This is a genomic window from Streptomyces sp. NPDC039430 (assembly GCF_055639435.1).
The window spans coordinates 166,209-178,721 of sequence record NZ_JBVKAK010000002.1 but is presented as its reverse complement, the minus strand read 5'-3'; the positions used below and the strand labels follow the sequence as shown (position 1 = coordinate 178,721).

Below are 12,513 nucleotides of genomic sequence, written 5' to 3'. Positions count from 1 at the left end.
GCGGCGCGGAGCAGGAGCCCCTCCCCGTCCAGGGGAACCGCGGGTACGGCGCGGGCCGCCGGACCGGCGAGGGCCTCGGGCCCGGCGAGGGCCGCGGGCGCCGCGAGGGCCGCGGGTACGGCGCGCGTCGCGGGTACGGCAAGAGCCGCCCCGGCGTCCGCGGCGGGCTCCGCGTCATCGCCCGTCCCGGGCACCGCCGGGCGCGGCCGCGGGGCGAAGGCGAACACGACGAAGGCGAACGCCGCGACGGCGAACCCCGTACCGGCGAGAGCGGCGTCGGCGAGCACGGCCGGAGCGGTTCGGCCCGCCCCGGTTCGGCCCGCCCCTGACGTGCGCAACACCGACTGGCCCGAGCCGCCCGCCGTCGGGATCGAGCCCCGGACGCCCGACGAGGCCTTCGACGCCCTGTACGCGTTCACCGCGCCCGCCCTCGTACGCCAGGCGTATCTGCTCACCGGGCGGCGGGTCCTCTCCCAGAGGTCCGTCGAGCGCGCCTTCCATCTCGCGTGGGCGCGCTGGCCCGAGGTCGCCGTCGACCGGGACCCGGCGGGGTGGCTGCGGGCCGCCGCGTACGAGTACGCGATGTCGCCCTGGCACCGGCTGCGCAGCCCTCGGGAGCGCCCCGATCCGGTCGCGCGCGCACAGGAAGAGCCCGATGAGCGGGCGCTGCGCGAGACGCTGTTGAGCCTTCCCGCGTCGTACCGCCGCACGCTGCTGCTCTACGACGGGCTCGGCCTCGACCTGCCGGAGACGGCCGCCGAGACCGAGGCGAGCACCCCGGCCACCGCCAACCGGCTGCTGAACGCACGCAAGGCCGTCGCCGTGCAGTTGCCCGAACTGACCGACACGCGGCTGCTCCAGCAGCGGCTCGGCACGCTCGTCCGGGCGGCGACGCCACCCCCGATCGGGGAGGCGCCCGCCGTGAGGTCCGGCTGCGAGCGGCGGGCCCGGTTCTGGACGCGGGCGGCCATCGCCTTCACCGTGCTGATCGTCGGGGCGACGGGGTTCACCCTGGCCACCGCGCCGACGCAGTACCAGCCGAAGGTGTCGCCGGGCGAGCGGGTCGGCGGTGTTCCGGTGACCGGCGGTCCGCCCCGGCTGAGCAAGCAGGACATGATGCTGCGCGACAAGCTCCGCCGCGCACCGGCGACCGGCCCCCACCGGCTCGTACCGCGGCCGTTCTGACCCGCCGGCCGGGAACGCTCGTGGGCCCGCACCCGGGAGAGGGTGCGGGCCCACGCGCGTGTGCCGTACGGACCGGCGGCCGACGGCCCGCGGAAGACGGACCTCTGCGGACGGCCTACGGGAGGCGGATACTCAGCCCGCGAGGATGGCGCGGGCGAGCCCGGCCGTCTCGGTCGGCGTCTTGCCGACCTTCACGCCCGCGGCCTCCAGGGCCTCCTTCTTCGCCTGGGCGGTGCCGGAAGAGCCGGAGACGATGGCGCCGGCGTGGCCCATGGTCTTGCCCTCGGGCGCGGTGAAGCCCGCGACGTAGCCGACGACCGGCTTGGAGACGTTCTTGGCGATGAAGTCGGCAGCGCGCTCCTCGGCGTCGCCGCCGATCTCGCCGATCATCACGATCAGGTCGGTCTCGGGGTCGGCCTCGAACGCGGCGAGCGCGTCGATGTGGGTCGTACCGATGACCGGGTCGCCACCGATGCCGACGGCCGAGGAGAAGCCGATGTCACGCAGCTCGTACATCATCTGGTAGGTCAGCGTGCCGGACTTGGACACGAGACCGATCCGGCCGGGCTTGGTGATGTCGCCCGGGATGATGCCCGCGTTGGACTGGCCGGGGGTGATCAGACCGGGGCAGTTCGGGCCGACGATCCGGGTCTTGTTGCCCTTGCTGCCCGCGTACGCCCAGAAGGCGGCGGAGTCGTGCACCGCGATGCCCTCGGTGATCACGACGGCCAGACCGATCTCGGCGTCGATCGCCTCGATGACGGCGGCCTTGGCGAAGGCCGGCGGCACGAAGACGACGGACACGTCGGCGCCGGTCTTCTCGATGGCCTCGGCGACGGAGCCGAAGACCGGTACGGACGTGCCGTCGAAGTCGACGGACGTGCCGGCCTTGCGCGGGTTCACACCGCCGACGATGTTGGTGCCGTCAGCGAGCATGAGCTTGGTGTGCTTCATGCCGGTGGCGCCGGTCATCCCCTGGACGATGACCTTGCTTTCCTTGGTCAGGAAAATAGCCATGGTGTCGGAATCCCTGTCCCTTACTTCGCAGCCGCGAGCTCGGCGGCCTTGTCGGCCGCGCCGTCCATGGTGTCCACGCGCTGCACGAGCGGGTGGTTGGCGTCGGACAGGATCTTGCGACCCAGCTCCGCGTTGTTGCCGTCCAGACGCACGACCAGCGGCTTCGTGACGTCCTCGCCCTTGGTCCTGAGCAGTTCGAGGGCCTGGACGATGCCGTTGGCGACCTCGTCGCACGCGGTGATGCCACCGAAGACATTGACGAACACGGACTTGACGTCCGGGTCGCCGAGGATGATCTCCAGGCCGTTCGCCATGACCTCGGCGGAGGCGCCGCCGCCGATGTCGAGGAAGTTGGCGGGCTTCACGCCGCCGTGGTTCTCACCGGCGTACGCGACGACGTCGAGGGTCGACATGACCAGACCCGCGCCGTTGCCGATGATGCCGACCTCGCCGTCGAGCTTGACGTAGTTGAGGTTCTTGGCCTTGGCCGCGGCCTCCAGCGGGTTGGCGGCGGCCTTGTCCTCCAGCGCCTCGTGTCCGGGCTGGCGGAAGTCGGCGTTCTCGTCGAGCGAGACCTTGCCGTCGAGCGCGATGATCTTGCCGTCGCCGGACTTGATCAGCGGGTTGACCTCGACGAGGAGGGCGTCCTCCTTGATGAAGACGGTCCACAGCTTCTGCAGGACGTCGGCGACCTGGTCGGCGATCTCGGCCGGGAACTTCGCGGCGGCGACGATCTCGGCGGCCTTCTCGGGCGTGCAGCCCTCGTTGGCGTCGACCGGGATCTTGGCGAGCGCGTCGGGGTTCTCCTCCGCGACGACCTCGATCTCCACGCCGCCCTCGACGGAGGCCATGGCCAGGAAGGTGCGGTTGGTGCGGTCCAGCAGGAAGGAGACGTAGTACTCCTCCGCGATGTCGGCGGTCTGGGCCAGCATCACCTTGTGGACCGTGTGGCCCTTGATGTCCATGCCCAGGATCTGACCGGCCTTCTCGACGGCGTCCGCCGGGTCGGCGGCCAGCTTCACGCCACCCGCCTTGCCGCGCCCGCCGACCTTGACCTGCGCCTTGACGACGGCCTTGCCGCCGAGCCGCTCGGTCACCTCGCGAGCCGCGTCAGGCGTCGTGATGACTTCACCGGCCAGCACCGGTACACCGTGCTTGGCGAAGAGGTCCCTCGCCTGATACTCGAACAGGTCCACGCGTGTCCGTCCCTTTGTCTTTTAAACCGCAGCCTGGTGATCGCGGGTTCGTTGTCTGCGTGGGCGTGCCGCGAAGGGCAACGTGACTGCGCTGTCACAGAGGGAGGCGTACTCGCTGTCCGGTACGCGGCATGTCCGTCTCGCAGGTTATCCCCGTGGGCGGTAGGTCCCTAAATCGCAGATCACAGATGAGCGGTGATACCTGTCACAGAGCGGTGATACCCGTCACACCCGCCCCGGAAGCCTTCCGCGTCACCGGGAGATCGCCCCGTTCGGCAGCTCCTTGTCCGGTTTGGGAAGGGGGCGCTTCTCGATGGCGGCCGCCATCACCTCGGGGAAGAGATCGGGGGTGCAGGCGAAGGCCGGCGCACCGAGCGCGGCGAGGGCCGCCGCGTGCTCGCGGTCGTACGCGGGCGCTCCCTCGTCGGACAGCGCGAGCAGCGTCACGAACCGCACGCCCGACGCCTTCATCGCCGCGACCCGCTTGAGCATCCCGTCCCGTATCCCGCCCTCGTAGAGGTCGCTGATCAGTACGACCACGGTGTCGGCGGGCCGGGTGATCCGCGACTGGCAGTAAGTGAGCGCGCGGTTGATGTCGGTGCCGCCGCCGAGCTGGGTGCCGAACAGGACATCGACAGGGTCGTCGAGCTGGTCGGTGAGATCGACGACGGCGGTGTCGAAGACCACGAGCCGGGTGGCGAGGGAGCGCATGGAGGCCAGGACCGCGCCGAAGACGGAGGCGTAGACGACGGAGGCCGCCATCGAACCGGACTGGTCGATGCAGAGGATGACCTCCTTCTTCACCGACTGCGCGGCGCGGCCGTAGCCGATGAGCCGCTCCGGGACCACCGTGCCGTGTTCCGGCAGGTAGTTCTTGAGGTTGGCGCGGATCGTACGGTCCCAGTCGATGTCCCGGTGGCGCGGCCTGCTGAGACGCGCGGACCGGTCGAGCGCGCCGGTGAGCGTCGCGCGGGTGCGGGTGGCGAGCCGCTTCTCGATGTCCGCGACCACCTTGCGCACGACGGCGCGCGCCGTTTCCTTGGTCGTCTCGGGCATCGCCTTGTTGAGCGACAGCAGTGTGCCGACGAGATGGACATCGGCCTCGACGGCCTCCAGCATCTCCGGCTCCAGGAGCAGCGCGGCGAGTCCGAGCCGGTCGATCGCGTCGCGCTGCATGACCTGGACGACGGAGCTGGGGAAGTACGTACGGATGTCACCCAGCCAGCGGGCGACGGAGGGCGCGGAGGCGCCGAGGCCGGCGGAGCGGCTGGTGCCGCTCGCGCCGTTCTTCTCCCTGCCCGTGCCGTAGAGGGCGGCCAGCGCGCCGTCCATCGCCGCGTCCCGGCCGGTGAGCGCGCGTCCTGTCCCGTCGGCGCTCTCCCCGCCGAGCACCATCCGCCAGCGGCGCAGCCGCTCGTCGGCGGCGCGGTCCGTCCCGTCGGCGCCGGCGCGGTCCGTGCCGGTGCCGTCGGTCGCGCTGCCGATGCCGCCGCTCATCCCACCGCTCATCCCGTCGCCTCCAGAAGATCGTCGCTGTTGTGGGCGGCGCTGCCCCCGGCTCCCAGCAGCAGACGGAGCACCGGCAGTACGGCGTCCGCGCGCGTCTCGTCGAGCCCGGGGCCGAAGCCGGGCGCGGCGGCCTCGGGCGCCACCGGGCCGCCGTTCGCGGGCCCGCGCCTGACCAGCTCGCCCAGCGTGCGCCGTACGCCCGGCTCGTACGCGGAGAACGTGCGGCGCAGCAGCGGCAGCACATCCGTGAACGCCTCGGCCGACACTCCGGTCAGCCAGGCGTCCACCAGGCCGAGGAGCCGTTCGTCATGGACCAGGAGCATGCCTCCCGCGCTGCTCGCCGCCTGGCGCCCGGCTCCGGACGCTCCGCCGACGAAGCCCTCGATCCAGGCCGCGGCGTCGGTCGGCGGGGTGCCGGGCGACAGCGCGAGGCCCATGAACCGCGCGGCCTCGTCCTCGGCGAGCCGTCCGTCGTCCAGCAGCAGCCGGGCGGCCCGGCCCCTGATCTCCCCGGGGGCGGTGTCCCGTCCGGCGAGCGTGCGGAGGACGGCTCCCCAGCGCCCGGCCAGATCGCGGCCGTGGCCGTCCGGGAGGAGGCCGATCGCCGTGTGGACGCCGTCGAGATGGCCGCGCATCTCGGCCGCTCCGTCCGCGTCGAGTCCGGTGCAGGCGGGCGGCAGTCCGACGCAGATCCGCTCGGCGAGCCCGGCCGCCACCTCGCCGAGCGCCCCGGTGTCGGTGGAGCGCACGTCGCCGTAGCGCAGCGAGCGGGCCAGCGCGGGCAGCGCCTGGGCGAGCCGGCCGACATCGGCGTCGAGCGCGGCGCGGTCGGCGAGGGCCCGCATCACCGTGGGCAGGGCGTCCGGGAGCGCGGCCAGCAGACAGCGCTCCGCCAGCGCCGTGACCTCGGCGAGCGCGGTCGCCGCGAGGGCCCGCGATTCGGCCTTGGCGGTGGCGGCGGAGAGCACGGTCGTGCCCCATACGCCGGCCTCCGCGACCCGTACGTACAGCTCGGGCTCCCAGCGCAGCCGCCAGCTCTCCCGGAACGTGCCGGTGCTCGGCCGTGCGATGAGCGGTTCGCCCCAGTCGATACCGAGCAGCCGCAGCCGGTGCAGGAGCCTGCCGCGCTCGGCGTCCAGCTCCTTGCGGAGGTCCAGGTCCAGCTCGCGCTCCAGCGCCTCCGGCTTGAGCCGCAGGGTGCGCTGGAGCGCGGTGAGATCGCGCTGGAGCGGCACGGCGGGGGCCGTGTCGGGGACCTCACCGAGCACCTCGCCGACGATGAGCCGGTCGTGGATGAGGCCGAGCGGCACATCCGATCCCTCGCACATCACCGCGCGGACCGCGTCGGTGGTCTCGGTCAGACCGGCGAGCGGACGTCCGCGCATGGCGGCCAGCGTCTCGGCGAGCCGTACCGCCTCGATGACATGGGCGGAGGAGACGGTCCTGTCCTCCTCCCTGAGCAGGCCGGCGACCTTGGTGAGCCAGCGCTCGACGGGGCGGTCCGGCACCCCGAAGAGATGTCCGTACCAGCCGGGCGAGTCGATGCCCGCGCCGTAGCCGCTGTGCCGGGCGAGCCTGCGGTGGGTCCAGGGCACCCACGTCATCCCGGCCTTGACCTTGGGCAGCCCCTTCAGCAGCGCGCGGTCCGCGGCGACGGTGGTCTTCCGGCCGAGCGCGGGCACATGCCAGGCGCCGCAGACCACGGCGACGCCGTCGTCCCCGAACTCCTTGCGCGCGGTCCTGAGCTGGAGCCGCATATGGGCCTCGCGGACGAGATCGCGCCGGGGTCCGCCGTCTCCGTACTCCTCGCGCAGCGCGCCCATGGCCTCGGCGACCGCCGCGAACGGTGCGAAGGGGTCGTCCGCGCGGCCGGGTCCGCGGTGCTCGATGACGTCCTCCCACCACCGCTCGGGGTCGTCGTACCCGGCGGCCCCGGCGAGAACGGCGAGCGGATCGGTCCGCACGCTCTCCTCGTCCGCCGATCCGTCGCCCTCGGACCCGGACTCCGGTTCAGACCCGGACCCGGACTCGGACCCCGACTCGTCGGCATGGACGTCGACGTCGCCGGATTCGTCGTCCGCCGCGGCGAGCGCCAGGGAGTGCGCCGCGGGCAGGTCGATGAACCGGGCCGGTACGTCATGCTCCAGCGCCCAGCGGATCGCGACCCACTCCGGTGAGAACTCGGCCAGCGGCCAGAAGGCCGCGCGCCCCGGATCGTCCACCGCGTGCGCCAGGAGCGCGACGGGCGGCCGCATCGCCTCGTCGGCGGCGAGCGCCAGCAGCGCGTCCCCCTCGGGCGGGCCTTCGACGAGGACGACGCGGGGCGCGGCCGCGTCGAGCGCCGCCCGTACCGCACGCGCGGACCCCGGCCCGTGATGCCGGACCCCGAGCAGCAGCGGTCCGCCCGCGCCGGATCCGCTCCTGACCCCCGCTCCCGCACGCGCACGCGTGCTCGCCGAGCCCGTGCTCGCGGCGCCCGCGCCCGGCGCGCCCGTCGTGGTCACGCGCTCACCTCGCGGCAGGCACGGTAGAAGTCCTTCCAGCCGTCGCGCTCACGGACCACCGTCTCGACGTACTCCTGCCAGATCACCCGGTCCGCCGCCGGGTCGCGGACGACGGCGCCGAGGATGCCTGCCGCGACATCGCCCGGCCGCAGCACGCCGTCCCCGAAGTGGGCGGCGAGCGCGAGGCCGTTGGTGACCACGGAGATCGCCTCGGCCGTGGAGAGCGTCCCCGAGGGGGACTTGAGTTTCGTCCGGCCGTCGGTCGTGACGCCGTCGCGCAGTTCACGGAAGACCGTGACGACCCGGCGGATCTCGTCGATGCCCTCGGGCCCGGCCGGCAGATCGAGCGAACGCCCCATCTGGTCGACGCGCCGGGAGACGATGTCGACCTCGGCCTCCGGGGTGGCGGGCAGCGGCAGGACGACGGTGTTGAACCGGCGGCGCAGCGCGCTGGAGAGGTCGTTGACCCCCCGGTCGCGGTCGTTGGCCGTGGCGATCAGATTGAACCCCCGGACGGCCTGCACCTCTTGGCCCAGCTCGGGGACCGGCAGGGTCTTCTCGGACAGGATCGTGATCAGTGAGTCCTGCACATCGGCGGGGATACGGGTCAGTTCCTCGACGCGCGCGGTCATCCCCTCCGACATGGCCCGCATCACCGGGCTGGGCACCAGCGCGTCGCGGCTGGGGCCGTGGGCGAGCAGCTGCGCGTAGTTCCAGCCGTAGCGGATCGCCTCCTCGGGCGTGCCGGCCGTGCCCTGTACGAGCAGGGTCGAGTCACCGCTGACAGCCGCCGCCAGATGCTCGGAGACCCAGGTCTTGGCGGTGCCCGGCACGCCGAGGAGCAGCAGCGCCCGGTCGGTGGCGAGCGTGGTGACCGCGACTTCGACGATCCGGCGCGGCCCCACGTACTTCGGTGTGATCACCGTCCCGTCGGGGAGCGTGCCACCGAGCAGATACGTGGCCACGGCCCACGGCGACAGCCGCCACCTGACGGGCCGCTGCCGGTCGTCGGCCGCGGCCAGCGCCCTCAGCTCGTCCGCGAACGCGTCCTCGGCGTGCGGGCGCAGCGCCTCCTCGGTCCCGGCGGGCGCGGTGGTTTCGGGCATGGTCATGGATCCCCCTCCAGATCGGTCGACCGGATGTGAGATCCACGGTGCACCACGCCACTGACAATCGGCCGTCGTCGCGAGGGCCGGGCGGGCGTCGCGGGCCGGGGCCGCGCGTACGCGGACGCGCCCGCGTACGAGGGGGCGTTACCCCGCGCCCGAGCCCCGGGCCCACGACCCCGCGATCGTCAGCCGGCGATCGTCAGCCGGCGATCGGGGAAACCGCGATGCAGCCGCCCGCTGCGGCCTTGCCCGCGTCCGTCTCCTCCTTGATGACCTCGCCCTTGTAGATGATCTTGCAGGTGACCTCGGCGCCGGCCGCGTCCAGGGCGGTCGGCATGACACCGGGCGGCATGATGCCGCGCAGCGTGACCGTCTTCTTCCAGGGCAGCGTGGGCTTCTCGACCGTCTCGATCTTGGGCTCCATGGCCTCGCCGCCCCCGCCGTGGTAGTCGATCGTGTCGATGTTCTTGCCCGTGACCTCGTAGGTGACCTCGTAGGTCTCGTTGACGGCCTTGTCGACCTCGTCGGTCACGGCCTTGTCGACTCGCTCCGCGGCTTCGGAGCAGGCGCCGAGGCCCAGCGCGAGGCCGGTGACGGCGAGGGTGGAGAGGGCGGCGCGGACGGTGCGGTTCATGAGTGATCCCCCGGTTCGTGGCATAGGAAGCTCGCACGATATAGCAAAGGCAAGGCAAAGTCATTCTGCCCGTTGTTCATCGAATACGCAGGTCAGAGCGATTGTCAGTGGGGCGTTCTAACGTCGTGGACATGAATCAAACGGGGGTGCGCTGGACGACGGAACAGGTGCTCGCTCTGGCTCCTGACGACGCGTCACGGAAAGCGGGCAACAAACTGGGCACGGCCGGGCCGTGGTCGGAGGCGGGCTGCGGCTCCGCGGGGGCCGTGTGGGGCCTGTGCAAAGGCAGCGGCAGTAAGCCGTATCAGACCATTGTGGACACAACGGGCCCCGCTTACAAGTGCAGTTGCCCGAGCCGGAAGTTTCCGTGCAAGCACGCGCTGGGGCTGCTGCTGCTCTGGGCGGTGGACGAGCGGAGCGTGCCGGAGACGGCGGAGGAGCCCGGCTGGACCGCGGAATGGCTCGAAGGGCGCGGGGATCGGGCAGAGGAGCGGCCCGCGGGGGAGGCCGGCCCGGCCGGGTCCGGGAAACCGGCCGATCCCGAGGCCGCACGGCGCAGGGCGGCGCGCAGGGCCACCAGAATCAGCGCGGGTGCCACGGAGCTTGAGCAGCGGCTGACGGATCTGCTGCGCGGCGGGCTGGCCTCGGCGGAGCAGTCGGGATACGGACTGTGGGAGGAGACGGCGGCCCGGATGGTCGACGCCCAGGCGCCGGGGCTCGCGGGCCGGGTGCGGGAGCTGGGGGCGATACCCGGCTCGGGCCCGGGATGGCCGGTGCGGCTGCTGGAGGAGTCCGCGCTGCTGCATCTGCTGACCACGGCGTGGCTCGGCCGCGACCGGCTGCCGGAGCCGCTGGCGACGACGGTCCGTACGAGAATCGGTCTCCCGTCACCGGCCGCCGGCCCGCCGGTCAGGGACCACTGGCAGGTCCTCGCCCAGTCCGACTCCTCGGACGGCAAGCTCGTCACCCGCCGGATCCGGCTGTACGGACGGGGCTCGGGGCGTTCCGCGCTGGTGCTCGCCTTCGGCGCGGCGGGGCGCTCCCCGCAACTGGCGCTGCCGGTGGGCCTGATGCTGGAGGCGGAGATCACCCCGCACGGGGGCGGAGGGCAGCTACGGGCCGACTGGGGGCAGCAGTTCGGCGCCCCGGCCCCGATCCCGGGACCGCCGCCCGGCGGCTCCACGACAGCGGCGATCGAGGCGTACGGCGCGGCACTGCGCGCCGATCCCTGGCTGGACGCCTGGCCGGTGACACTGACGGAGGTCATCCCCGTGCCGGCGCCGGGCGGCGGCTGGCAACTGGCCGACGCGGACGGGGAATCCGCGCTTCCGATCACGGGCTCGGCTCTCGCGCGGCCCGGTCTGTGGAAGCTGGCCGCGCTGTCCGGGGGCGGTCCTGTCACGGTCTTCGGCGAGTGCGGCCACCGCGGCTTCCTTCCGCTCGCGGCCTGGTCCGAGGACATACGCGGGCCGGTCCCGCTGACCTGACGGTCCCCCGGCCCGACAATCCCGCCGACCCCTCAGCCACCGGACCCGCTCGCCCACCGGCCCCGCTCGCCCGGTGATCCCGCTCACCCGACGGTCCCGCTCACCCGACGGTCCCGACAGGACCTGGCCGACCCGCGCCGACAACGGAGGGCTTCATGACGGACACGACTCGCACCATCGACCCGGCCGGCCCCACCGGCACGCCCCGCGTCACGACGCCCTGGGAAGGGCTCGTCACCTCCGCGCTGCTCGGTACGGAGCGCCGCACCCCGCCCGCGGAGATCCTGGCCCCGGGCAAGGAGGAGCCGGTGGCCCTGCTGGACGCCGCCGCGCTGCACACCGTACGGCGCAGGGCGGGCCTCCTTCCGGCGCGCGCCGCGGCCCGCCCGGAGCCCGCGCCCCATGACGGCCGCGCGCCGTTGCCGGACGCCGCCGGAAGACGGCTCGGCCAGTTGCTCGCCGACCGGACGGCGTCCTCGGGCGGCGGAGGGCGGCGCGGCGCGGCCCCCGACCTCACCGAGCTGCTCCCGCAGTGGCTCGCCGCCGCCAACGAGCACGGCTATCGCGCGCCCGCCGACGTACTGCCCGCGCTGCTCGACGCGGCCCGCGCGCGTACCGATCTGCGCCCGCAGGCGCTGACGTTCGCCGGGCCGCGCGGGCTCTGGCTCGCGCGGTTCAACCCGGAGTGGAAGTTCGCGCTGCGGGGCGCGTCCGGCGGCGCCCTGCTGCCCGACCCACGGGACGGCGAGGCCGTCCGGCAGCTCTGGGAGGAGGGCCTGTTCGCCGAGCGGGTCGCGCTGCTCGCCGCCGTACGCGCCCAGGACGCGGAGGCCTCCCGGGCGCTGCTCGCCTCGACCTGGTCCACGGAGCGCGCCGAGGACCGGCTGATGTTCCTCGACTCGCTGCGTACGGGGCTGTCGGGGACGGACGAGCCGTTTCTGGAGCGGGCCCTGTCGGACCGCAGCCGCAATGTCCGCCACACCGCCGCCGAGTTGCTCTCCGCGCTGCCCGGCTCCGCACTCGCCGGACGGATGGCGGCCCGCGCGGCGACGTGCGTGAGCATGGACCGTACGGGCGGCGGGCAGGTCGTCACGGTCGAGGCGCCGCACGAATGCGACGCGGACATGCAGCGTGACGGCGTGGTCCCGGCGCCGCCCGCCGGCCGGGGCGAACGGTCCTGGTGGCTGGGCCAGTTGGTCGAGGCGGCCCCGCTGGCCACCTGGCCCGCCAGGCTCGGCGGCCGTACTCCGGAGGAGATCGTCGCGCTGCCCGTCCTGGACGACTGGGCCGACGAGCTGCACGCCGCCTGGTGCCGGGCGGCCGTACGGCAGCGGGACGCGCGGTGGTCCACGGCCCTGCTGGGCGCGCCGGCCGCTTCCCCGGCCGCCGGTCCCGGCACCTCCGGCACCTCGTCGCTGGCGGAACGGGCGAAGCTTCTCGCCACGCTGCCGCCCGCCGAACGGGCCTCCTGGGTGGCCTCGTTCATAGCCGCCCATGGTCTCTCCGAGGCGTTCCAGCTGCTCGGCGTCTGCGCGGTGCCCTGGGCGGAGCCGCTCGGCCGGGCGGTCGTGGACGCGCTGGACATCGCCCGGGACGCGGGAAGCTACCCCTGGAGCTTCAGCGGGGTCATGGGGCTCGCCGAGCGATGCCTCGATCCCGCGGAGGCGAGCCGGCTGGAGCTGCTCACCGCGACCCGGGACGAGCCGGAGGACGCGTCACCGGGCGCGGGCGGCTACTGGTCGGAAGCCTTCCGGCGGCTGGTCTCCACGCTGCGGCTGCGCGCGTCGATGCTGGCCGAACTCGACGGACACACCGGGATCACCGGCGCCGACGACCTCGGCCGGCCCACCGAACCGACGGCGCCGTGAGCGA

At 73.5% G+C, this 12,513-nt stretch carries 9 protein-coding genes; 3 read left to right on the top strand and 6 right to left on the bottom strand.

Annotation, left to right across the window (positions count from 1 at the left end):
- The first annotated feature begins 330 nt into the window (after positions 1-330).
- Positions 331-1,185: a sigma factor-like helix-turn-helix DNA-binding protein gene (locus tag ACZ7LS_RS05765; RefSeq protein ID WP_382520739.1), complete on the top strand. Its 855-nt coding sequence runs from the start codon at positions 331-333 to the stop codon at positions 1,183-1,185.
- A 132-nt stretch (positions 1,186-1,317) separates the two neighbouring features.
- Here the strand turns inward: ACZ7LS_RS05765 and sucD are convergent, their stop codons facing one another.
- The 6 genes from sucD to ACZ7LS_RS05735 all read right to left on the bottom strand — a co-directional run bounded on the left by sucD (position 1,318) and on the right by ACZ7LS_RS05735 (position 9,154).
- On the bottom strand, positions 1,318-2,202 hold the full coding sequence (gene sucD, locus ACZ7LS_RS05760) for a succinate--CoA ligase subunit alpha (protein WP_385131852.1): 885 nt from the start codon (positions 2,200-2,202) through the stop codon (positions 1,318-1,320).
- A gap of 20 nt (positions 2,203-2,222) precedes the next feature.
- A complete protein-coding gene (sucC, locus tag ACZ7LS_RS05755; RefSeq protein WP_382520529.1) occupies positions 2,223-3,398 on the bottom strand; it encodes an ADP-forming succinate--CoA ligase subunit beta in 1,176 nt (391 codons plus the stop codon).
- 252 nt (positions 3,399-3,650) lie between these two features.
- The gene (locus tag ACZ7LS_RS05750; protein ID WP_385131849.1) at positions 3,651-4,907 is read right to left on the bottom strand and encodes a VWA domain-containing protein; all 1,257 of its coding nucleotides are present in this window, start codon (positions 4,905-4,907) and stop codon (positions 3,651-3,653) included.
- Positions 4,904-7,411 (bottom strand): DUF5682 family protein, encoded by a 2,508-nt coding sequence (locus tag ACZ7LS_RS05745; protein ID WP_385131846.1) that lies wholly within the window; start codon positions 7,409-7,411, stop codon positions 4,904-4,906. Before ACZ7LS_RS05745 ends, ACZ7LS_RS05750 begins: the two co-directional genes overlap by 4 nt.
- Positions 7,408-8,523, bottom strand: coding sequence for an ATP-binding protein (locus ACZ7LS_RS05740; protein WP_382668290.1), 1,116 nt, complete (start codon positions 8,521-8,523; stop codon positions 7,408-7,410). Before ACZ7LS_RS05740 ends, ACZ7LS_RS05745 begins: the two co-directional genes overlap by 4 nt.
- Positions 8,524-8,719: 196 nt before the next feature.
- On the bottom strand, positions 8,720-9,154 hold the full coding sequence (locus tag ACZ7LS_RS05735; protein ID WP_382520521.1) for an MmpS family transport accessory protein: 435 nt from the start codon (positions 9,152-9,154) through the stop codon (positions 8,720-8,722).
- A 131-nt stretch (positions 9,155-9,285) separates the two neighbouring features.
- On the opposite strand from ACZ7LS_RS05735, the gene ACZ7LS_RS05730 reads away from it, so the two are divergent.
- Together ACZ7LS_RS05730 and ACZ7LS_RS05725 are read left to right on the top strand one after the other, a co-directional pair.
- Positions 9,286-10,641, top strand: coding sequence for an SWIM zinc finger family protein (locus tag ACZ7LS_RS05730; RefSeq protein WP_385131843.1), 1,356 nt, complete (start codon positions 9,286-9,288; stop codon positions 10,639-10,641).
- A gap of 155 nt (positions 10,642-10,796) precedes the next feature.
- Complete coding sequence (locus tag ACZ7LS_RS05725) at positions 10,797-12,509, top strand: DUF5691 domain-containing protein (protein WP_385131841.1); 1,713 nt, start codon at positions 10,797-10,799, stop codon at positions 12,507-12,509.
- The last annotated feature ends 4 nt before the right edge of the window (positions 12,510-12,513 follow it).

Bases quoted from the DNA above. Each gene is read 5' to 3' on its own strand.
- sucD (WP_385131852.1), bottom strand. From the start codon at position 2,202: ATGGCTATTTTCCTGACCAAGGAAAGCAAGGTCATCGTCCAGGGGATG.
- ACZ7LS_RS05750 (WP_385131849.1), bottom strand. From the start codon at position 4,907: ATGAGCGGTGGGATGAGCGGCGGCATCGGCAGCGCGACCGACGGCACC.
- ACZ7LS_RS05740 (WP_382668290.1), bottom strand. From the start codon at position 8,523: ATGACCATGCCCGAAACCACCGCGCCCGCCGGGACCGAGGAGGCGCTG.
- ACZ7LS_RS05735 (WP_382520521.1), bottom strand. From the start codon at position 9,154: ATGAACCGCACCGTCCGCGCCGCCCTCTCCACCCTCGCCGTCACCGGC.
- ACZ7LS_RS05730 (WP_385131843.1), top strand. From the start codon at position 9,286: ATGAATCAAACGGGGGTGCGCTGGACGACGGAACAGGTGCTCGCTCTG.
- ACZ7LS_RS05725 (WP_385131841.1), top strand. From the start codon at position 10,797: ATGACGGACACGACTCGCACCATCGACCCGGCCGGCCCCACCGGCACG.